We start from the raw sequence: 22,152 nt of genomic DNA, 5'->3' as shown, positions 1-22,152 counted from the left end.
AAGACAAACTATATTCCCATATTACCTCACTAGGTGAGGAATTAAGCTGCTCAGAGTGACGCTTTAACTATTGTCTGGTAAGGAAATACGTTGTTGAGTCTGTATTTGTTAAATAATTTTCTCAGTTTCACTTGACCAGGTAACTAAGTTACCTTATAGTGTGTATAACGCAGGTAAGTCGGATAACTTAGTAAGTTTACGGTTGAATTAGTCAAACTTAGTGAGGACAAGGTAAAGGCAAAAGCTGGAACCGTTAATCAATTTTGAAAAGTAGGAATTGCATTTTAGGGGTTGATGCGCGTAGTGTGCGTTCTGCATCATCACGAGCATTGAGCATCTAATTTTAATTTCAAAATTATCTTTGCAATTCATTTAGAAGTTTACTTTCACCATTTGTAATACCAAAACCACTGTTGTTGGTATTCAAACTTGATTCAAGTTTGGTAGGACTGCTGCGTGCTTTGAGTAGCTATAAAGCAGGGCAAGTATTGACTCCTTTTTTAAGACGTCGAGGTAGCCCTAGCTGCTGCTTAGATTCAATCAAAACAGGGCAAAAACTATGAAAATCAATCTCAAAGATGATGAAAATCTCCTATTTAAGTGGTTTTGTCAAGGACTCAAGTATTTTCTGCTGACTCTGCTTGGTTTGGCGATCGCTCTTGTTTTATCTCACGTTTTTGGCGCTGCCTCAATAACTGGGATGCTGTTATCCACAAGTTTATGGATGTTCTTTGTGAAGATAGCAGTATCTCTGTTTTGTCTATTTGCGATCGCCATGATTGTTGAGTCTTGGAGTTGATGCTTTATCTAATCATCAGCCACAAGATTGTAATTTTAGGTTCGTAGTGAAGTTTAATCAGCTTTCTTGGGTTAAGTGCAAGTTAACCCAAGAACTTACCACTAGGAGATTCTATCATGTCAAACAACAGCAACATCTCTGGGGCAGGAGAAACACTTTCACCGCTTTTAGTCATTTTAGTGGCAGGGTCAATCTCTTTAGCGATCGTTAACAAAGCTAATCACCCAGCATATTTTGACATCGTTAAAATAGCTATGGTCTACAGTTTTGGCTCAATCAAGTCTCAAGGAAAAAGTAAACATTCCAATAACCAGGATGGGGTAGATAAGGATGAGTTGAAATAGCAGACATAACCACTATCTGTGAAAGCAGTAAAAAAGACCTGTTTTTTACAGATAGTCTGCCAAGGTGAGTTGCAGATTATAATTTGCTTCTAAAATAGAAGAATGCTGTCAACTCCCACTCAACTACTGCGACTGTCTCAAGGACAACTAAATTTACTAGAAGCTTGTCCGCGTAAATTTCAACATATCTACCTAGAAAAACTCAATTCTCCCTCAAATCCAGAACAAGAAGAACGGCTAACTTTGGGTAGTCGCTTTCACTTGCTAATGCAGCAGCGAGAAATGGGTTTGCCAATTGATAGTTTCCTACAAGCAGATGCTCAACTGCAAAGCTGGATGCTATCTTTTGCTGATGCAGCCCCAGAAATTTTAACGGCTGCATCTGATAATCAAACTTTCCGTGAAAGTGAACACTACCGCACTCTGCAACTTCAAGACTATTTGCTGACGGTTGTCTATGATTTATTGATTGCAGATAACCAACAAGCACAAATTCTCGACTGGAAAACTTATCCTAAACCACCGAACAAACGCAAGTTAGAATCCAACTGGCAAACACGGCTTTATCTATATGTATTGGCAGAAACTAGCGACTATTTGCCAGAAAAGATTTCTATGACTTATTGGTTTGTCCAATCTGAAGGCAAACCCCAAAATATTAAATTTAATTACAATACGGCTCAACATACACAAACAGCTAAAAAACTTAATCAACTGTTAGTCCAGTTAACTAATTGGCTGGAAAATTACCAAAATAACCAGCAGTTTCCCCAAGTTGGGGAAGGTAGTAAAAACTGTGATTACTGTCAGTTTGCTAAACGGTGCGATCGCACACAAGCAATTGAAGAAGTAGTGAATGACTCATTGCCAAGCCTTGATAATATTGAAGAAGTCTCGCTTAATACCAATTCTTTCTGAAGCTGCATAGAACTCAATCCCCCTTAAAAAGGGGGGAATTCAAAGTCCCCCTTTTTAAGGGGGATTTAGGGGGATCAAGATATGTGCAACTTCACATTAAATTGGTATAACCCTCTAAATTAGAGGATGTTTGTAAAATCCCATAGAGGTATAAAGAAGTTATGACTTTTAAATTTATATAAAATTATGTCAAGCTTTGACGGAACTGAAGCAATTTATGTACGCGAATTAGGAATTGATGACATTGCTGCCGTTTACCACTTGGGAGAAGGCTTATTTACCAGTGATTTATACCCTTATTTATACCGCACCTGGGACGAATGGGAGGTGATTGGACTTTACAACACCGATCCAGGATATTGTCTTGTAGCTGAAACAGACGGGGAATTAGCAGGATTTATTTTGGGAACCATCATCACCAAAGCATCTTGGACTTATGGATATATTTTATGGCTAGGAGTTAGTCCGAACTATCAGCGTCGGGGAGTAGCAGACAAGTTGGTTGATAAAGTCGTCGCCCGGATGATTGAAGATGGGGCGCGGTTCATGTTAGTAGACACTGACCCCACCAATACTTCAGCATTAAAGTTTTTTAACCGCAAAGGTTTTGGTAATACTCGCCAGCATATTTTCTTGTCGATGAATTTAAGCAAGCACGAATATTATGGCAGATTAATTGATTACGAACACCAAAAAGCTGAAAGAGCCGGTTACAAGCGATCGCGTCCAGCGATTCGTGCCCGTAAACCTGATAGTGTTGCTAATGAAGTCATCCTCAATCCTCTCGTGAAAGAATCTCAAATAGCTGAGGATTAATCTCCAATCTAATAAAAGTTAGGAGTAGTCCTTTCAAGGTGGGTAAAATTTTGGGATAATAATTTCTCTTTTCTCCGTGTTCTCTGCGCCTCTGTGGTTTAATAAATTACTTTTAAACCGCAGAGGCACAGAGAACGCAGAGAGAAAGCATAATGGCAATTATTAATTTTGAATTTAGAGCAAAGTGACGTAACTTATGTCTATAGAATTTGGGCGGGAAATCTGTGGCAATCTTGAGATTGCAGAATCGCGGGAATGGTTAGTTACTAATGGCATTGGTGGTTACGCCTCTGGGACTGTGGCTGGTTTATTGACCCGCCGCTATCACGGACTACTGGTAGCAGCATTGAAACCACCTCTGGGTCGTACATTAATGCTGGCAAAACTAGATGAAACTGTATTGTATGGCGTTAGCGCAGCTCCTCCGCAGGAGGCTCGCTCTTATTTTCTATACACCAATCGTTGGGCAGATGGTATTGTTAATCCCCACGGTTATAAACATATTGAACGTTTTTCTCTAGAAGGTACGATTCCCTTATGGGGTTTTGCTGTTGCCGATGCTTTATTAGAAAAACGGGTGTGGATGCAACAAGGTGCTAACACAACTTATGTGCAATATACTCTGCGTCGCGCTACCCAACCGCTAAAGTTGACGCTCAAAGCAATGGTCAATTACCGTGATTATCACAGCGACACCCAAAGCAATGATTGGCAGATGTCTGTTGAGCAGATGGAACAGGGAATTTGTGTAACTGCTTATCCGGGTGCTGCACCACTTTATATACTGAGCGATTGCGGTAGTGCATCTGTTGCCCACAATTGGTATTATGGCTTTGACTTGGCAGTTGAACGCTATCGGGGATTGAGAGATAAAGAAGACCACCTCCATGCTGCCACCTTTGAAGTTACACTGAATCCTGGGGAAGCAATCGCCTTTGTAGCCAGCACAGAAAAACAGCCAAATCTCAATGCTGAAGTTGCACTAAAGTTACGTCGCGCTCAAGAACAAAAGCTAACAGGACTTTGGAAAACTAATCTACCTCTCAAAACTAAGGAATCACCTAGCTGGATCAACCATCTAGTACTAGCTGCTGACCAGTTTATTGTCGATCGCTCATTGCCAGAAGACCCCAATGGTAAAACCATCATTGCTGGTTATCACTGGTTTAGCGACTGGGGACGCGACACGATGATTAGTCTACCTGGTTTGACAATTTCCACAGGTCGCCCAGAGGTAGCACGCTCAATTCTTCGCACCTTTGCCAGATACGTAGACCAGGGAATGCTGCCTAATCGCTTTCCTGATGCAGGTGAGCAACCAGAATATAATACAGTCGATGCCACTCTTTGGTACTTTGAAGCAGTCCGCTCTTACTACAACGCTACGGACGATGATACTTTGCTTGGTGAACTGTTTCCCATACTTGCAGACATCATTGATTGGCACTGTCGCGGTACACGCTACAACATCCACCTCGATCCAGCCGATGGCTTACTATATGCAGGCGTTGCTGGCGTACAACTCACCTGGATGGATGCCAAGATTGACGATTGGGTAGTTACGCCCCGAATTGGCAAACCGATTGAAATTAATGCGCTTTGGTATAATGCTTTACGAGCAATGGCAAAGTTTGCCCGTCACCTTGGTAAACCACATCAAGAATATGAGGCAATGGCAGACCGGGCTAAGTATAGATTTTCTCGCTTCTGGAATGAAGAGACAGGTTATTGCTATGACGTTTTAGATAGCCCTGATGGTGATGATGCGTTGTTGCGACCTAACCAAATATTTGCTGTGTCATTACCAGAAAGTCCGCTCACACCTGCCCAGCAAATGGGTGTGGTGGAAGCTTGCGGGCGATCGCTGCTGACTTCTTATGGGTTGCGTTCGCTTGCCCCCGCTTATCCCCAATATCAGGTAAAATACGGTGGCAATCACTATCAACGTGATGGAGCCTACCACCAGGGAACAGTTTGGGGTTGGTTGTTGGGGCCGTTCGTGTTAGCACACCTACGCGTCTACAAAAACCCTGAGCAGGCTCGTCAATTTTTGGAACCAATGGCTAATCATCTCACTGCACACGGTGTTGGCAGTCTCAGCGAAATTTTTGATGGAGATGCTCCGATGACTCCACGGGGATGCATTGCTCAAGCGTGGACAGTGGCAGAGGTTTTACGTGCTTGGTTGGCGACAGAGAGTTGATGCGGGGAATAACTTAGGATTTAAAAAGCGGTTTAATCATTATGCTGCGATCGCACTTTGGAATGGCGAAGATGCTATTTTCAAAAAAAGAATTTTTGGTCTAGAAGAATAAAGGAGCAATCGCTCTAACAGAAAAAAAGATAAAACAGAAAACATGATAAATTTTAAGATAATTCTCAGCAAAAATTAATTTAATTACTAGTAAATCCATTTAAATTATTATTAGAGGATAATTTGCCAAGATGAGAGAGCGATAAAAAATATATATCTCCCAATCTTTTCAAAATAGCTACACTTTTCACAATAGGGATGCAACAAAGGAAAGTTAAAATAAGCTATAACTAAAAATATAGCTATTGATAATAAATTTATATTTAATAGTCTAATTTCATTGATAAAGCCTTATCCCAACACATCAAGCGCAACCATAAAAGTGAAGCAAACCAGAAAAGTTTGGATTAATATAGACCCATTCTCCTTACAGTCACGCCTCACCGTTGGTATCACTTCATTCTCAGCCTTAGTATTAGGTAGCCTTGCTACATGGACTAGTTGGAAAATGCAGCAGATTTTAGTTGATAGTCATAAATATAATATAGAACAGATTGCCAAGCGTTTGCCGCAAGATGTGCAAATTTATAGTGAGATGATGCAACCTGAAACTGGTCTGCAAAAGGCTATTAATAATTTGGCAAATACTAACATATTATTATGGCTAAAAAGTCCTGATCATAAAATTTTAGTAAAATCTGCCACTTTAAATTTATTATCTAATCCTACGGTAGATGAATTAATGTCTCTTACTAAAATGCCGATTAAACCACAAGTTTACAAAGTGAATCAAAGCTACTTTGTTTTATGTGGTAGTTCTGTGAAAGTGGAGGGAAAGTTACTGGGTGAGTTATTTGTAGTCAAGGATATTACCCGCGAACAGAAAATGTTTGTGGCAATGGTGCAGAGTTTAAGTATTATAAGTGTTTTGGCAATTATTGTTTTAACTGCTGCGATCGCATTTTATATTAAACGTTCTCTGCAACCTCTACGCCAGTTAAATCAAATGACTTCTGTGATTTCTGCTGAAGATTTAGGAAAAGCACAGCTATATCTTGATAATGCACCGAGTGAAGTTAAAGAACTAGCTCAAACCTTAACCATGCTGTTATCACGTCTTTCGCAATCATGGGAGCAAGAACGAGAATTTGTAAGTAATGTTTCTCACGAATTACGCACACCATTGACAATTGTACATGGTTATTTGCAAAGCGTCTTGCGAAGACAAAATAACTTAACCCCAACCCAACAAGAAGCTTTAGAAACTGCGGCATCGGAAGCTGAACGCACCATCAGGCTACTACAAGATTTACTTGATTTAGCACGAGCAGATAGCGGTTACTTATACTTTCAAATGAAATCTTATGTGCTGAATGACTTGGTTGAAGAAGTTGTAATAATGGCAGAAAAGTATAGCGATCGCACAATTACAATTGAGTCAAAAATTTATCCAATTGAGATCAAAGCAGACTACAGCCGTCTAAAACAAGTATTATTAAATTTAATTGATAATGCTGTCAAGTATTCTGAACCTGACACACCCATAACTTTTAAGTTAAATCAGCTTCAAGACAAAGCAATTATTCAAGTTTGTGACCAAGGTTATGGCATTCCTTTACAACAGCAAGCACGGATATTTGAGAGATTTTACCGTGTAGATGAATCTCGCTCTCATACCACTGGGGGTTGTGGTTTAGGTTTATCTATTGTTAAGACACTTGTAGAAGGTATGGGGGGTAGTGTAAGTGTACAATCCAAATTAGGGGAAGGGAGTATGTTTACAATTAGTTTACCTACATATAGCAGTTCTATTTGATTTGTGAAGATTGAACTGAGGGCTGTGCTGAAATTAGTATTCTGACATTACGTGCTTTAGGAGCAAAAATTATGACAGCACATATCCTTTTGGTGGAAGATGAAGTTAAACTAGCGCGATTTGTCGAGTTAGAACTTAGTAGCGAAGGATACAAAGTAAGTGTAGCTCATGATGGCATTGCTGGTCTAACTTTAGCGCGAGACTCATCACCAGATTTAGCAATTCTGGATTGGATGCTACCAGGCTTGACGGGTTTGGAAATTTGTCGCCGTTTGCGGACAACAGGGAGTACAGTACCAGTAATTTTGTTGACAGCAAAAGACGAAGTGAGCGATCGCGTGGCAGGATTAGATGCAGGAGCTGATGATTATGTAGTTAAGCCCTTCAGCATTGAGGAACTACTAGCTAGAATTCGCGCTCATCTCCGTCGCACTCAAGAAACAGACGAAGATGTATTGCAATTTGAAGATTTAAGCTTAAATCGCCGCACCCGTGAAGTATTTCGGGTAAAACGAAGCATTGAGTTAACAGCAAAAGAGTTTGATTTATTAGAATATCTCCTTTCACATCCCCGTCAAGTATTTACGAGAGACCAAATTTTAGAGAAAGTTTGGGGTTACGATTTCATGGGTGATTCTAATATTATTGAGGTTTATATTCGTTATTTACGACTCAAGTTAGAAGAAAATAATGAAAAGCGTTTGATTCATACAATCCGTGGTGTAGGCTATGCACTGCGAGAGTAATCGTAATGACTTGGTGATTTCAACAAAAAGCAACATAGTTAAAGACAGAAGAGGATCATGAAGAAAAAATGGGCTGTAAAACGACTGACAGTAAATCTCACAACCGAGGAAATGAATAAACTTGAATGTTACTGTGCTTTGACAGGAAGGCCAGCAACAGATGTCATTCGAGAATTGCTCCGAACTCTTGAGGTTGAGAATGCTGAAAACTCTGAAACGGGAACAGCAGACTCTACAATAACTGTTGGCAGTGGGCCAAAATCACACTAACTATCCACTCGAATATCTCAGAAATCTGCTACCCTGATTTGCCGAGAGATAGGATTAAAGACAATATGCTTGGGTAAAAGCTTGCTCTAATTCCCTTCTTCTTAAGTAGGGGATTAAAGCAATCCTTTTTAATCTTGCCTAAAATAAACAATTCTTAATAAACATATTTTTTGGAGATTTAAGCGACTCTGCGGCGATTTTGTGAATTGACGCTTTGTTTGGGGCAAGATTGGTGGAAGCACCTTGGTAAATTTGAGCCAAGGCAATTCCGAACAGTTGGACTGGGGAACCATGCTATCAAGCGCTGTTGGGCTAATTTCAGCTTTACGTTCTGCCGAAAACACTCGTATTGTACAAGTTCCCTAGAGTGTTTATATAGCGGTTCTCGTCTGGATGCAATACACAATAGGACACAGCATTGCTGTGCCCCTAGAAATAGTCTGTATTCTATGCAATTGAGAACCGCTATATTTTGTGCCTAGAGGCTTTTATTCAATTGTGTCTACTCGTTAATCTAATCCTTCCCCAATAAAGAGTAAATTTTAATTTATTACTCCTGAAAGCGGATGCAATATTGTTAAGTGAAAACTATGCCTGGTTTCAGTTTTCAAATACCGTTCTTGTAAAGGTTGCCACTGCTGCCACGATTTGTAACGATTTTCAGTTAACAAATTAGCAAAGGTGGGCAACTCAGTCTGAATTTCTGACTTGAAAACATCTGTCAGCCAGTCAGTTAATACCGCACTATCTTGCATCATACCCAAAATTTCTTGGATATTTTTCACTTCTGTAATATAAGCTGCATAAGACTCACCATATAAGTCAGTAAATAACTCCATCTGGTAGCGTATGCGTTTAGCTTCTTTTCGCAAACTATGAAGAGTTGTACCTTCTGTTGTCAATTTTTGCTCTATTTTTTCTGGTTCCCAGTTTTTCTGGATTGTAATTTCTGAGTCCACAAATTGGGTGCCAACTAGCCAACCAGGATGCAATAAGAAGTTACTTAACTCTGGTAAGAGTAAGTCTGGTAGTACTTGCTGAATGTTAACAGATGCCAAAGGTTTATAACTCGGTTTCTCTAACCACTTGTCCAATGAATCTTTTAGAGACTTGTAAGATTCATCTTTTAACGTTTTCTGTACACTCGATAGTACATCTTCACGTTGTTTAGCTAAAGCTGTGAAAGCTGTTTGCAAAGAGTCCTGTTCTTTGCGAGGTAAATTTGGTTTGTAATCGTTTTTCAAACTTTCTTTGAGTACATCCAAATCTCGCAGACTACCAAGACGACGGGCTATTTTACCGATATTTTTATCGCTGATCGGTTTCGGCACATCTACCGCCACCCCAAAGCGAGTTACCGCTGTCCGTAGGCGGCGCATTCCCACTCGCATTTGGTGTAGTGCTTCTGGATCTTCGTCTTTTTTTACTGATTTTTCCCACTTCAAGGTTTTCTTAAAGTGTTTTTCGATCGCTTGGTAGGCGTAGTCACCGAGAGTTTTTATTGTAGGTTGTGTGGCTAATTTCATAATTTATCTTTGATGGCTACCTCATAAGGTTATTGCATAATAACATTAGTTAAAAAGTTGTATCTAATTTTGATATTTTTTATTTGATGGATATTATCAAGTATGCTTATAAGCATTAACACTTGCATCCTCTTTTAGAAATACCTAATATCTATCAAAGGTTTAAAAAGCAAATTTACTCTGGCGATTTTATATGATAGGATAGCTTTTAAAAATTATTTAACATGATATATTAAGTTATGTATTATGATAGCATTAATAATCTTTTCCTGCAACCATAAAAAAATGCCAAATTCAACTTTGCTCAATCAAGTTTTATTGACTTTTGTAGATAATTTTAAAGAACATAGAGAAGATTTATCAGCGTTGCTGCTAACACATCAAAAGTATTTATGGTTGGGGTCAGATGAAACCTCAACTATTGAGCGTCTCTCTTTGTTTTATAATGACAAGTTTACAGAACATCAGCAATTTAGGGTATCAGATTTTATCAGCTTACCTGCACCAGAAGAGGAAGAAATTGATATAGAAGGGCTTGCTTATACTGATTATTACCTATGGTTTGTTGGTTCTCACAGCTACAAACGCAAAAAACCTAAACCGGAAAAACCAGATCCCAAAAATTTTAAAAGACTCGCAAAAGTTGAATCAGAACCTAACCGTTACCTCTTAGGACGGATTCCGATGATAGATGGTAAGTTATTTTCATCTTGCCCACACCCCCAAAATCCAGATGTGCAATTGAATGCCGCTAAATTAGAGGTCATGAATCAGGGTAATTTGCTGACGACAGCTTTAGCAGATGACGCTCATTTAGGCTTGTTTATTAAGGCAGAAATTCCTGGCAAGGATAATGGTTTTGATATTGAAGGAATAGGCATTTATCAAAACCGCATTTTTTTAGGTTTGCGCGGCCCTGTTTTGCGGGGTTGGGCTGTGGTGCTGGAAATAGAGTTAGAAGATTCTACTCCCGGACTTTTGAGACTAAAGCAAATTGGAGAAGCGCAGGAGTTATATAAAAAGCATTTTATTTGGTTGAATGGTTTGGGAATTCGGGATTTGCATATAGATGACAAAGATTTGTTGATTTTAGCCGGGCCAACAATGGATTTAGATGGCCCCGTGCAAGTGTATCGCTGGATAAATGGGGTGGATTCACAAGAAAACGTCTTCAGCAATCCAGATTTTGTGCAAGATATTCCCTATGGAAATCGGGAAGAACACGCTGAGGGAATGACACTGTTTCAAGATGTAGCTGGTATACCTTCAATATTGGTGGTTTATGACTCTCCGGCAAAAACGAGGCTGGTAGGTGATGATAGTGTAATCGCCGATGTGTTTAAGCTGCGCTAAAATCAATTTTGGATTTTGGATTTTAGATTTTGGATTAGTTGAGAAAGTTTGATAGGCAATCTTAAAGGTTAGTAGAGATTGCCTGTACAGGACAGGTGGGTATACACTGTTCACAGACGATACAGCGCGATCGCGTGAATGTCAATTTGTACGTCTCTGGGTGGAGAGTCAGGGCTTCGGTAGGACAAACCCCAGTACACAAACCACAGTGGACACACACATCCTCGTCGATCGTAATTTCGCCTAACGTATGAGAAACATTAACATTGCGTGATCGCATCCACTCAATCGCTGCATCTAATTGATCGATATCTCCCGATAGTTCCACTACCAGTTTGCCAATTTGATTTGGGGCAACTTGGGCACGGATAATATTGGCGGCGACGTTGAACTCTTTGGCCAGTACGTAAGTAACTGGCATTTGCACGGCGCGTTTTGGGAAGGTGAGTGTTACTCGTTTTTTCACAGGTTTAGCAGAGAGTTATTTCTGTTGTAGCGTATTGAAAGTTTTATGATTGATATTAATTAATGTTGCAATTTAATTTGATTGCTTGTTATCGGTTGTATCCATTTTAATTTGGAAAGCTTTTAACATGAAAATTTTAGTTGTAGAAGACGACGAGTTAAGTGTATATTCACTCACCGCCGTTTTGACTCAGCAAAACTATGCCGTTGAAGTTGCCACTGATGGCGATGCCGCTTGGAATCTTATTCAAACTTACGATTATGATTTAATTCTGCTGGATATAGTGTTGCCCAAGCTGGATGGTATCAGTCTTTGTCGGAGAATCCGGTCTAGTGGTCTGCAAATGCCAATATTATTATTGACAGGGCGCGAAAGTGGTCATGATAAAGCAATCGGATTAGATGCTGGCGCAGATGACTATGTAGTTAAACCCTTTGACGCAGAGGAGTTAATTGCTCGTGTCAGAGCGCTATTGCGTCGCCAAGGTGTAACCTCGCAACCTGTGCTGAAGTATGGTAAGTTGCAGCTAGACCCTAGTAGCTGTGAAGTGATCTATGATGGCAATCTGCTGCCACTTACTCCAAAAGAGTATGCTCTGTTAGAAATATTCTTGCGAAATAGTCGCCGAGTATTTAGCTGCGGCATGATTTTAGAACATCTTTGGTCTTATGAAGATACTCCACAAGAAGAAGCTGTTCGTACTCATATTAAAGGATTACGACATAAACTCAAAGCTGTAGGAGCGCCCAGTGATTTGGTTGAAACCGTTTATGGTATCGGCTATCGGCTGAAACCACTGCAAGAGGGGCAGAGGGACAGGAAGAAATTAAATCAGGCAAAATCCACAGTTGCCAATTTGAAATCACAGCAGCAAACATTAATGGTAGTTGGGGAAATTTGGCAACGATTTCAAGGGCGAGTAGACGAGCAGGTGAGGGTGCTGGAGGAAGCGATCGCAACTTTAAACCAAAATAGTTTAAATTCAGAATTGCGATCGCTTGCAGTCAAAGAAGCGCATACCTTGGCGGGATCTTTAGGTACTTTTGGCTTACCTATTGGCTCAAAATTGGCACGCGATATAGAACGGCTGCTGAGTTCTAGTCAAACCTTGACTAAATCTGAAATTAGCAACCTCGAAAGTTGGGTAAACTTATTGCGTCGGGAAATTCAGGGAAACAACGCAGCGGCAATATCTGCATCACCAACTCCACAGGTATTAGAAATCACACAGACGCTGCAAAATGACCCCGATGCAGAAACTAAAATATTGGTTGTGGACGATGATCCGCAAATCCAGGCATTATTGCAAACCTTACTTCATCCTTGGGGATTGAAGGCGATCGCTCTTGAAGATCCGCGTCAGTTCTGGGAAACCTTGGAAGCATTTGCACCAGATATGCTGATTTTGGATGTGGAGTTACCCTATACAAAGGGTATAGAAATTTGCAAGTTAGTACGCAACGAGCCGCACTGGAGTGAGTTACCCATCTTATTTCTCACTGTGCATAGCGATGCTGAGATGGTAAATCAGGTATTTAGCGTTGGTGCTGATGACTTTGTAAGCAAGCCAATTGTCGGGCCAGAACTAGTAACCCGAATCGTAAATCGTTTAGAACGGGTGAAATTGCGGCAGCGCGTGGCGCAAGGGGGTAGGGCGGTAGGGGAAGAGGGAGCAGGGAAGGCAGAGGGAGTAAACTTTTCCTCATCCCACAATTTACGAGCTATCAACGAATTGGAGTTGAGAGTGGCAGAGCGCACCGCCGAGTTAATTAGGGTGAATGAACAGTTGCAGTCACAACTAGACGAGCGTTAGCGCACACAAGAAGAATTACGGTTCTCTCAAGCCCGATTTGCACGGATTTTAGATATTGCTGATGATGCAATTATTTCCATCAACGGATTCCAAAATATCACCTTGTTTAATCAAGGAGCAGAGAAGATTTTCGGCTACTCTGCCCAGGAAGTAATTGGAAAGGGCCTTGATTTACTCTTACCGCAGCGTTTTTTTCAAATGCATCGTCAACATGTAGTTGATTTTGGCCAATCTCCTAATGTTGCCCGCCGGATGGGAGAACGGCGTGAAATCTATGGCCGACGCAAGGATGGTGCTGAGTTTCCGGCGGAGGCTTCCATTTCTAAAATAGATATGGGTGAGGAAATATTTTATACGGTTATCTTACGAGACATCACAGAACGAAAGCAAATCGAACGGATGAAAGATGAATTTGTCTCTGTTGTTAGTCATGAACTCCGCACACCTTTAACTTCAATTTACGGCTCTCTAGGAATGCTAGCCAGTGGCTTGCTACCGACAGACTCAGAGCAAGCAAAACGCCTGCTGCAAATTGCTACTGATAGCAGCGAACGTCTAGTACGTTTAATCAACGACATTCTAGACATTGAGCGGATCGAATCGGGTAAGGCGAAGATGGAACCAGAAATCTGCAATATCCTTGATCTAATCACTCAAGCTGTAAATGTTATGCAGCCTCTCGCTGACAAAGCAGAAATAAAATTATCTATATCTGCCCTATCCATTCAAGTATTGGCTGATTGCGATCGCATTGTCCAAACCTTAACTAATCTACTGAGTAACGCCATTAAATTTTCGTCTGCTGGATCTGCGGTTTGGTTAGGGGCACAACAACAAGGGAATGAAGTTTTGTTGACAGTCAAAGATACTGGACGCGGTATTCCAACAGAGAAACTTGAGAGTATCTTTGAGCGCTTTCAACAAGTTGACTCTTCAGATTCACGCAACCATGATGGTACTGGTTTAGGTTTGGCAATTTGTAAAAGCATTATGCAACAGCACGGCGGACGCATCTGGGCTGAAAGTACATTAGGCGAAGGTAGCACTTTTTACGTCACTTTGCCGTTGTTTGAGACTTTCCAAAATACTAATTTAGAAAACTCTTCCACCATTCCTGTGATTGATATTCGTTACGATGCACACGTAAATAGCCAATTAAGCCAAGATGCAGAATTTTTAACCAAAGGGCGTGTTACTACCGAGGAATTTGAACAACGGATGATGGAATTACTTCAGCAGATTCCCCTGAACCAACAAAAGGATAGCAGCGATGACAACAAAGCAAATTCTAGTGGTTGATAACGAGCAGTATATTCAAGAAGTTGCCAAGATTTGCTTGGAAACAGTCGCAGGCTGGAAAGTAGTAACAGCGAGTTCTGGTGAAGAAGGCATAATTAAAGCTGAAACTTACCAACCAGATGCAATTTTACTAGATGTGATGATGCCAGGAATGGATGGCATCACTACTTTTGAAAAGTTACAAGCCAATCCGTTAACCAAAGCGATTCCGGTAATTTTGTTAACTGCCAAAATCCAGGCTTCCGATCGCCGTCGCTATACCCAGATGGGAATGATCAGTGCGATCGCTAAACCATTCAATCCCCTAGAATTAGCTGCTGAAGTAGCTCTAGCCCTGGGCTGGAGTTTGGAAAAGTAAGCTAAACAGCCCCTTTGTATCATGTCCGGTTCATCAAGCTGAATAAAAAATGTTTGTGGATTTGGGTGTATTGGAGAAGTCAGTTCAAAGCTTTTTGGAATCGTTCTCGAAGTTGAACCGCTCTTATATCACTGCACTGAAAGATAAATATTGTTCCTAGTGATTGGGAATTAGCTAGACCGCCAGTTATTACCAATAATGCAGCTCAAGTTCTGAGGGCTATGGAGCTTATTTTATCTACGTTTTAGCTTTCATGTCGCCCCCTCAGGCTCAAGTTGTATATCAAAATGGTGTGAGCATCATTGCAGAAGTTAATAGAATTGTTTTTGCTCAGGCGATCGCAATCGTTCTGGCGCTCTCAGTGCTGATGAATCCTACACAGCATCTGCTGTTTTTACTCTCCCTAATACTGTAGTAGGAACATTCTATGTATTTGCTGTCACAGATAGCACAAATCAAGTTTTTGAACTAGATAATAACAATAATAGTAACTTTGACAATCAGGTTATTACTATCTCCTCTCGTCCAGCAGATTTGCTTGTTTCTAGTGTTACTACGCCAGAAACCGGAGAAAATAGTAAATCCCTGCGGATTAATTGGACAGTAATAAATCAAGGAATTGGTGACACGGCAGTTAATAGTTGGACAGATCGCATTATTGCTTCCAAAGATAATATTTTAGGCAATAGTGATGATATTGCATTACAAGACTTTAGCCGTAATGGGTTACTGAATGTAGGGGGAAGTTATTCTCGTAATGAATTAATAACCATTACTTTCAGCTTTGGTGGAGATTATAATCTTTTTGTTGTGACTGATTACAATCAAAATGTTTACGAAGCAACTCAAGAAAATAATAATAGCTCTGCGGCTATTCCTCTAGATGTAATTCGAAAAACTCCAGATTTACAAGTCACACAAATTAACGTTTCTACTACAGCTACGTCAGGGCAGCCCTTTACGGTTACTTGGAAAGTTGAAAATTTGGGTGAAAATACTATTAATTCTGACAATTGGTATGACGAAGTTTTCCTTTCCACTGACCAGATTTTAAATGAAGGAGATATTTATTTAGATAGAATTTATCAATCTCCTAGCCTTGCACCATCGAGTTTTTATCAATCTTCCGGCACCTTTACCTTACCTGCTGATATCCAAGGTAATTACTATGTTTTAGTTCGGACTGATAGCGGTAATTTTATTACCGAAGATGCTCTTGAAAATAACAATATTGGCGTAACAGTTAATCCCACTGTTATTACTCTTAGTAATGTTCCTGATTTAGTAATTAGTAACATCACAGTTCCAACTCAAGCTGTTCCTTCTTGGTTAAATTTTAATCCAGCGACTCGTACCTTTAACGGTATTCCAACCGCAGACAGTGCCGGAACCTTAAATGTAGTTGTAACTGCAACAGATACAGCGCAAGCAAGTGTCAGCAATGCCTTTAGCTTAACCATTCTTGAAAATCAATTGCTCGATAATCCTCCAACTGTTAATCAACCCCTGTCTAACCTTACTGTCAACGAAGATGCAGTCAACACGATTATTGATCTAAGCAATATCTTCAGTGATGTAGACGGAGATGCGATCGCTAAAACTATCTTTGCGAACACCAACGCAGACTTAGTAACAGCAACTATTGTGGATAATCAACTAATCCTTGATTATCGAGGTTTAGTTACCCACCATCCATGCACATATAGCGGTAAATCGACAAAAATTAGAGTATCCGCCTCATTGAGTCGTAGCCAGAGGGTTTCCATGCAACCAAACCCGTCAATAATCCATTGGTCACTAACTAAAATTTGTTGATGGGCAAGCTTATAATCTTCATCTGAAACCAGCTTGCCTCCTGATTGAGATTTAATCTTGTCTAAGACGTAAAGCGGCAAACCAGTGATTTGAGATAATTTCTTGCTTAGAGTTGATTTCCTTCCCGCCTCCAGCGTTGCCAAACACAGCTACTTTTTTCATTGCCACTCTCCTTCTAGTGCAATCAAGTCAAAGTTAGCACAAGCTTTTCACGAAAAAATAAAGGTTTTATTTGTATTACAATTATACTACAAAATATGTTGGCAGAAGATTTGCACTACTCTACTTTGCTTTGCTGTAACCTATGCTATATCTACGCCATACGTCAGGGGGTAGTTCTTGAGGCTCAGTTGAACCTACGGTGTACACACAAGTATGACCAGCATCGGTTTCAATTCTAGTAGTTTCGTAACGTGCGTTATGGACACGCCGAAATAGCAAATGCGAACCCCGAAGTAACAAATGCGAACCTCGAAATAGCAAATGCGAACCTCAAAGTAACAAATGCGAACCCCGAAGTAACAAATGCGAACCCCGAAATAGCAAATGCGAACCCCGAAGTAGCAAATGCGAACCCCGAAGTAACAAATGCGAACCCGAAGTAACAAATGCGTTGGCGTAGTCCGCCGCAGGCATCGCCGTGATTGCAACAATTCGTCTGTATGTTTGTTGAGAGATGACAAATCCCTCTCAAGCCATAGATGTATTCTGTGTTGTGATAGAAGATTTCTTGCTCTTACTCCAGTAAGCTCTTATATATATTAGAAAAACTATAATTTTCCTGTGTTTTACCTAATTCCGGTTCCTTTAACTGAGAGACAAACAGATTTTAAGCTCATGTTGTTAGCAAATAAATAGCTTGTAAGAACAATAAAAAACATGGATAACACGAAAAAAGCTGATAGTACTAAAAATAATTTGGTTCACGATAAAAAAGGAACTGAAACTGATACGCATTCATCATCTAACGAACCCAAACAGTTAACTAAAACAATTAATATAGATGGTGAGCGTCCAGTTGATCCAAGTAACATCGAGATTAAGGAAACAATTAATATAGATGGTGAGCGCCCAATTGTGAAGGATGAAAACGATTATGATAAAACAATTAATATAGATGGTCAACGCCCGATTGGTAAGAGCGCTTTTCAAGAACATGATATGCTGAATGTAGACGGGAAGCGTCCAATTGACCCTAGTGATTTAGAGGTTGAAGCTGTTCTTGACATAGACGGTCAACGTCCGATCGCTGAGAGTAATTTTCAAGTTCAGGATACTCTAGAGATAGATGGTAGCCGCCCAATAGTTTCAGATAACGCTGTTGAAGAGCAAATACCAACAGATTATGTAGACTAAAATCATAACCATCCTCGACACTTTAAAGTGGGGAAAATCAAAAAGAGGACTACTCTAGCGATCGCTCGAAAGTGACTAATACCCAAACTAAATTGCACCAAGTCAGCTATCAGCTACTGCATTGGCTGGGTGAATGAAGTTAAGCAGCTGTAGGGTAGCAGATAGCGGCGAGAGCAAATGTACTTAATACTTTACTGCCGCTCAAAGACAAAAATAATTGAAATCGGTTTGTTAGTTTTGGGATTACACGGCTCATATAAATTTAGCAATCGGTAATTCAAAGCATGGAAATCGTTGATCCATGATTCGAGTGTTCTGAAATACCAAGGTGTAGGGTGAAATGCCGCATCTGCAACTGGTTGCCATGAAACTTCGCGCCACCCATTGGAGTATGTATCACCGCAAGCAATTATCGGATGAAGTGTTTGAATAATTATTTTGCCTTTTTCCTCTAACAGGTTATGGCCTGCCTTAGCAATCTCATCAAGAGCGAATTCGCCTAGAATTGAAAAGTTGCAGATGAAGCAAGAGAAATAGTTAATAGTGCTAAATTTTTGTGATACAAGATCCGAGTATGAACAGACAACAAAGCGAGAATCGCCACTATGCTTTGCTGCGTCAATGAGATCGGCACAAAAATCAACACCCCAGCCATCAATTCCTAAAGAAAAAAGCTGTCGAGACAACCATCCCTCACCGCATCCAATATCTAAGAATGTTCTTGGATTGAGTTGGCTTACTGCTTTGACTATAGCGGCATCTGTGGCGATCGCACGACTTTCAATTTGCTGCTCACGAATTGCTTGTGTCCATAACAAAGCATTCATCTGCCATGAGTCAAAGATTCGTTTTTCATTCTCATCCATACAACGCCGCTTAAATAGCAGAAATATTCTTATCAAGAATTGCAGTTTTGCCCAAGAGCGATCGCAAATAAAACTAATACCTATTTATACCAATAATTTAAGTAAATTTACGAATATGAAAAGCAGAGCAACTGGAGAGTAAAAATTTTAGTCTCCAATTCCCAACTTTAACACCTACTAGGAGTGCAAAATCCTCCTCCGGAAATGGTTGCAGCCCGGATTGCCTCAAGAGGAAATTTGGGAGTGCGATCGCTGTACAACAAACCGTTAGCTTCTTGGAAAGTATCAGTAAATTGTGTGTAACAGAATCCACTGAACAGTTCAATATCATTGACGGCTTGGAGTAGAGCAGCATATTTCATTTCTAACTCGGAGATACTCCAGCAACGCTCATATCCCCAAACTTGGTCTGTATTTGGCTCGTCTTCTGGAGCATAAGCAATACCACCAAACTCTGTAAGCATAACTGGTTGCCCTTGATGTGGATAGTTGTCGAGTGTGAGGATACGTCCTCCAGGGCGTTTATGATTGAGCATATCTGACAGCTTCACCTCTGGCCCATATCGACGGAGTAATTGCAGTGGCTTGGTATCATAATCATGAATTGCCAGAATATCTGTATCTATACTTTCCCAGCCATCGTTACCAATGACTGGACGAGTTGGGTCAAGGGTTTTGGTCAAGTGATACATTGCTAAAACATAGTTGCGGTGAGCTGCTGTCTCCACTAAATTCGGTACTCCCCAAGATTCATTAAAGGGCACCCAAGCAACAATACATGGATGGCTGGAATCTCTTTTGATGACTTCAGTCCATTCGTGCGTCATGCGTTCTACAGCTTTACGGGTAAAGCGATAGGCGCTGGGCATTTCTTCCCATACCAATAACCCTAAAACATCTGCCCAATACAAAAATCGGGGGTCTTCAATTTTTTGGTGTTTGCGTACTCCGTTGAAACCCATTGCTTTGATCAGTTCTACATCACGTCGCAACGCCTCATCGCTGGGTGGAGTCATCAGTGTCTCTGGCCAGTAACCTTGGTCGAGAACAAGGCGTAAATAGTAGGGGCGACCATTGAGCATAAAGCGATCGCGCTGTACGCTCACTGTTCGCATCGCTGTGTAAGATTTTACTTCATCTAATAACTGATCATTACTCCACAGTTGAATTTTGGCATCAATTAACGTTGGCTTTTCTGGACTCCACAATAATTCGTTACGGAAGTCATCAATCCCAGGATCGCCAAGAGAAATACGGCGGTTAATTTCTCCATTCAACACTTCGTATGTATCATTCACCAATACAGTACCGCCAATGCTTAATTCCATCTTGATTTGTACACCGGAAACTGGCACAGCACCCGCCAGCACCGCTTCAAAACCAACCTCCCATCGCTCAAAATCGGAATTCCAACACAGATGGCCAAGATAAGTTTTACCCACTCGCTCAATCCAGACTGTCTGCCAAATGCCGCTAGTGCGAGGATACCAAATACTGTGGGGTTTCAATTGCCAATCTTGTTTACCGCGAGGTTTAGCGAGGTCTTGTGGATCATCTTGCGCCCATACTGTTACTGTTGTTGTGCCACTGTCATTTAAGACGTGAGTAATATCGAGCGAGAAATTGGTGTGTCCCCCTTCATGTTCAGCTATATATTGACCATTAACCCATACACGAGCATGGTAGTCGACAGCACCAAAGTGTAACAGCAATCTACCATCACCTTCTGGTGTTGCAAATTCCCGTTCGTACCAAAAGTTTGAGTGAAAATTCGTGTCACCTATCCCACTTTTACTTGATTCCGGAGCAAATGGAACTTCTATCAAATGAGTCCATCGCTTCAGGTCACTGGGTTGAACACATTTTCCTTCGTCATCAAATGCAAACTTCCACAAACCATTTAAGCTTTGCCAAGGCGATCGCTGCAACTGTGGACGTGGATGCGTTATTTGTTTCCAGGCAATAGCATTTTCGTGATCACCCTTAACTGATAATGTAACTCCAGTATCATTAATATTTAATAAGTTCATTAAAGCCTCTTTTCTATTTAATTAGATTAAATTGAAAAATTTATCTATTTTTGCTTGATTAATAGTATAAAAACATTTTGATTAGTCTTACTTCTACTAAAGGAATATAAATTTACTAGATAAAGTTATAAGTAGAAATACTTGTTATTGATTGCACATTCAACCTAGTCATACTTCGGTTCTACCTCTACCTATTCGCCACGCTTGGAGAACTATTTGCTTTCAAACCCAAAAGTATTAATTACAACCAAGTTGGGAAAAGTCTGAATTTTTTGGTATAAGCTCTTACTGCTTGGTTGTAACGCATTTGCTCTAGAGTTAGGTGATTTTCAGTACCTGTTAAAACACAGGTTACGTTACGCATTGACAGCGATGTATTAGAGTGGTTTAAGTCGCAAGGACAGGATTATCAAACCCAAATCAATAGCTTAGTCTGAGCATATACAAGTAGTAACAAAAATAATTCATACTAATATGCTAGCTTAATCTCAAAGCCCAGCAGGTACGATGCCTACGTAAAGTTAATGAAAATTTAAGATCCAACTGCGATCGCTTGCGTAAGCTCTTGGTTCATAATTATCTCTACTTGAAGTCTTTAGTTAAACATCGCTATTTTTCTGCAAACTCAAATCAATCCCAAATGCAATTTCAACGCTGCATCAATTAGTACCATCATATCTTCGTTTAAACTACCCAATACTTCACCAGTAATTCGTTGCTTAGAAATTGTTCGCACCTGCTGCGCCTGTACTTTAGAAGGCTTCGTTAAACCACTAATTTCTGAATTAAGCAGAACTTCAAAGGGATAAACACGGCTCACATTAGAAGAAAGGGGTAAAATTGTCACAGTAGTAGCAGCACTATTACTTATATTATTACTGACAATTAACACTGGACGACGTTTACCCATTTCTGAACCCATCACGGTACTAAGATTTGCGTAATAAATATCACCACGTTTCATCTGTTAAACCATCTGCTATTGTCATATCCCAGTCGTTATCAACTTCAGCAGATGCTTCTCGGTAAGCTGACTCTAATTCTCGGTTTCGCAGCAATTCTAATGCTTCTTCAATGACTTGAGAACGAGATTTACAGCCTTTATTGAGCTTGTAGTTTTCGACAAACTCCACTAAAGATGGTGGTAAAGAAATAGAGAGTTTTTCTACATTCATCTTCCTACCATTTAGTAGCAAAAATAATTCGTACTAATTTCGTACTAATATAGTAGTTTAATCTCAAAGCGCAGCAGATCCGTTTGACTAAGTTGCTGTAACTACAATTTGTAGTTACAATTAGGTAAGCGT

General features: G+C 40.3%; 22 protein-coding genes and 1 pseudogene. 17 read left to right on the top strand and 6 right to left on the bottom strand.

Annotated features, from left to right (window positions below):
• Nucleotides 1–559: 559 nt before the first annotated feature.
• The 9 genes from H6G97_RS17425 to H6G97_RS17385 all read left to right on the top strand — a co-directional run bounded on the left by H6G97_RS17425 (nucleotide 560) and on the right by H6G97_RS17385 (nucleotide 7,963).
• Nucleotides 560–799, top strand: coding sequence for a hypothetical protein (locus H6G97_RS17425; protein WP_190941994.1), 240 nt, complete (start codon nucleotides 560–562; stop codon nucleotides 797–799).
• A gap of 116 nt (nucleotides 800–915) precedes the next feature.
• Nucleotides 916–1,143, top strand: coding sequence for a hypothetical protein (locus tag H6G97_RS17420; RefSeq protein WP_190941993.1), 228 nt, complete (start codon nucleotides 916–918; stop codon nucleotides 1,141–1,143).
• Between the two features lie 102 nt (nucleotides 1,144–1,245).
• The gene (locus H6G97_RS17415; protein WP_190941992.1) at nucleotides 1,246–2,061 is read left to right on the top strand and encodes a PD-(D/E)XK nuclease family protein; all 816 of its coding nucleotides are present in this window, start codon (nucleotides 1,246–1,248) and stop codon (nucleotides 2,059–2,061) included.
• 186 nt (nucleotides 2,062–2,247) lie between these two features.
• On the top strand, nucleotides 2,248–2,877 hold the full coding sequence (locus H6G97_RS17410; protein WP_190941991.1) for a GNAT family N-acetyltransferase: 630 nt from the start codon (nucleotides 2,248–2,250) through the stop codon (nucleotides 2,875–2,877).
• A gap of 196 nt (nucleotides 2,878–3,073) precedes the next feature.
• Nucleotides 3,074–5,080 (top strand): amylo-alpha-1,6-glucosidase, encoded by a 2,007-nt coding sequence (locus H6G97_RS17405; RefSeq protein WP_190941990.1) that lies wholly within the window; start codon nucleotides 3,074–3,076, stop codon nucleotides 5,078–5,080.
• Nucleotides 5,055–5,192, top strand: a complete 138-nt coding sequence (locus H6G97_RS17400; RefSeq protein ID WP_190941989.1) for a hypothetical protein — start codon at nucleotides 5,055–5,057, stop codon at nucleotides 5,190–5,192. Before H6G97_RS17405 ends, H6G97_RS17400 begins: the two co-directional genes overlap by 26 nt.
• Nucleotides 5,193–5,513: 321 nt before the next feature.
• Nucleotides 5,514–6,947 (top strand): ATP-binding protein, encoded by a 1,434-nt coding sequence (locus tag H6G97_RS17395; RefSeq protein ID WP_190941988.1) that lies wholly within the window; start codon nucleotides 5,514–5,516, stop codon nucleotides 6,945–6,947.
• Nucleotides 6,948–7,018: 71 nt separating this feature from the next.
• Entirely contained in the window at nucleotides 7,019–7,693 is a 675-nt protein-coding gene (locus H6G97_RS17390) for a response regulator transcription factor (RefSeq protein ID WP_190941987.1), read from the top strand.
• Nucleotides 7,694–7,750: 57 nt separating this feature from the next.
• Nucleotides 7,751–7,963, top strand: coding sequence for a CopG family transcriptional regulator (locus H6G97_RS17385; protein ID WP_190941986.1), 213 nt, complete (start codon nucleotides 7,751–7,753; stop codon nucleotides 7,961–7,963).
• Nucleotides 7,964–8,505: 542 nt separating this feature from the next.
• On the opposite strand, the gene H6G97_RS17380 is transcribed toward H6G97_RS17385, so the two are convergent.
• A complete protein-coding gene (locus tag H6G97_RS17380; protein ID WP_190941985.1) occupies nucleotides 8,506–9,489 on the bottom strand; it encodes a CHAD domain-containing protein in 984 nt (327 codons plus the stop codon).
• 285 nt (nucleotides 9,490–9,774) lie between these two features.
• On the opposite strand from H6G97_RS17380, the gene H6G97_RS17375 reads away from it, so the two are divergent.
• Nucleotides 9,775–10,842, top strand: coding sequence for a DUF3616 domain-containing protein (locus tag H6G97_RS17375; RefSeq protein WP_190941984.1), 1,068 nt, complete (start codon nucleotides 9,775–9,777; stop codon nucleotides 10,840–10,842).
• A gap of 61 nt (nucleotides 10,843–10,903) precedes the next feature.
• Here the strand turns inward: H6G97_RS17375 and H6G97_RS17370 are convergent, their stop codons facing one another.
• Nucleotides 10,904–11,308, bottom strand: coding sequence for an NIL domain-containing protein (locus H6G97_RS17370; RefSeq protein WP_190941983.1), 405 nt, complete (start codon nucleotides 11,306–11,308; stop codon nucleotides 10,904–10,906).
• Nucleotides 11,309–11,435: 127 nt separating this feature from the next.
• On the opposite strand from H6G97_RS17370, the gene H6G97_RS55950 reads away from it, so the two are divergent.
• The 6 genes from H6G97_RS55950 to H6G97_RS17345 all read left to right on the top strand — a co-directional run bounded on the left by H6G97_RS55950 (nucleotide 11,436) and on the right by H6G97_RS17345 (nucleotide 17,949).
• Nucleotides 11,436–13,121 carry a response regulator gene (locus tag H6G97_RS55950; protein WP_422394191.1) on the top strand — a complete coding sequence of 562 codons (1,686 nt, stop codon included), beginning with the start codon at nucleotides 11,436–11,438 and terminating at the stop codon, nucleotides 13,119–13,121.
• A gap of 45 nt (nucleotides 13,122–13,166) precedes the next feature.
• Entirely contained in the window at nucleotides 13,167–14,420 is a 1,254-nt protein-coding gene (locus H6G97_RS55945) for a sensor histidine kinase (RefSeq protein WP_422394192.1), read from the top strand.
• A complete protein-coding gene (locus tag H6G97_RS17360; protein ID WP_190941982.1) occupies nucleotides 14,392–14,778 on the top strand; it encodes a response regulator in 387 nt (128 codons plus the stop codon). Before H6G97_RS55945 ends, H6G97_RS17360 begins: the two co-directional genes overlap by 29 nt.
• A 253-nt stretch (nucleotides 14,779–15,031) precedes the next feature.
• Nucleotides 15,032–15,193 (top strand): hypothetical protein, encoded by a 162-nt coding sequence (locus H6G97_RS17355; protein ID WP_190942007.1) that lies wholly within the window; start codon nucleotides 15,032–15,034, stop codon nucleotides 15,191–15,193.
• 119 nt (nucleotides 15,194–15,312) lie between these two features.
• The gene (locus tag H6G97_RS17350) at nucleotides 15,313–16,593 is read left to right on the top strand and encodes a CARDB domain-containing protein (RefSeq protein WP_190941981.1); all 1,281 of its coding nucleotides are present in this window, start codon (nucleotides 15,313–15,315) and stop codon (nucleotides 16,591–16,593) included.
• 879 nt (nucleotides 16,594–17,472) lie between these two features.
• Entirely contained in the window at nucleotides 17,473–17,949 is a 477-nt protein-coding gene (locus H6G97_RS17345; protein ID WP_190941980.1) for a hypothetical protein, read from the top strand.
• A gap of 191 nt (nucleotides 17,950–18,140) precedes the next feature.
• Here H6G97_RS17345 and H6G97_RS17340 read toward each other — a convergent pair whose 3' ends face one another.
• Both H6G97_RS17340 and H6G97_RS17335 read right to left on the bottom strand, forming a co-directional pair.
• Nucleotides 18,141–18,815, bottom strand: coding sequence for a class I SAM-dependent methyltransferase (locus H6G97_RS17340; protein WP_190941979.1), 675 nt, complete (start codon nucleotides 18,813–18,815; stop codon nucleotides 18,141–18,143).
• A 167-nt stretch (nucleotides 18,816–18,982) separates the two neighbouring features.
• On the bottom strand, nucleotides 18,983–20,845 hold the full coding sequence (locus tag H6G97_RS17335) for a glycoside hydrolase family 2 protein (protein WP_190941978.1): 1,863 nt from the start codon (nucleotides 20,843–20,845) through the stop codon (nucleotides 18,983–18,985).
• 350 nt (nucleotides 20,846–21,195) lie between these two features.
• Here H6G97_RS17335 and H6G97_RS55390 point away from each other — a divergent pair.
• Nucleotides 21,196–21,282: pseudogene (locus H6G97_RS55390) on the top strand (BrnA antitoxin family protein); the annotation flags it as partial.
• A gap of 188 nt (nucleotides 21,283–21,470) precedes the next feature.
• Here H6G97_RS55390 and H6G97_RS17325 read toward each other — a convergent pair.
• A complete protein-coding gene (locus H6G97_RS17325; RefSeq protein ID WP_190941977.1) occupies nucleotides 21,471–21,809 on the bottom strand; it encodes a type II toxin-antitoxin system PemK/MazF family toxin in 339 nt (112 codons plus the stop codon).
• A complete protein-coding gene (locus H6G97_RS17320; RefSeq protein WP_190941976.1) occupies nucleotides 21,796–22,020 on the bottom strand; it encodes a ribbon-helix-helix domain-containing protein in 225 nt (74 codons plus the stop codon). Before H6G97_RS17320 ends, H6G97_RS17325 begins: the two co-directional genes overlap by 14 nt.
• Between the last annotated feature and the right edge of the window lie 132 nt (nucleotides 22,021–22,152).

It is taken from the genome of Nostoc flagelliforme FACHB-838, from assembly GCF_014698065.1.
GTDB classification, from domain to species: domain Bacteria; phylum Cyanobacteriota; class Cyanobacteriia; order Cyanobacteriales; family Nostocaceae; genus Nostoc; species Nostoc flagelliforme_B.
This window is presented reverse-complemented; position numbering and strand designations above follow the sequence as displayed.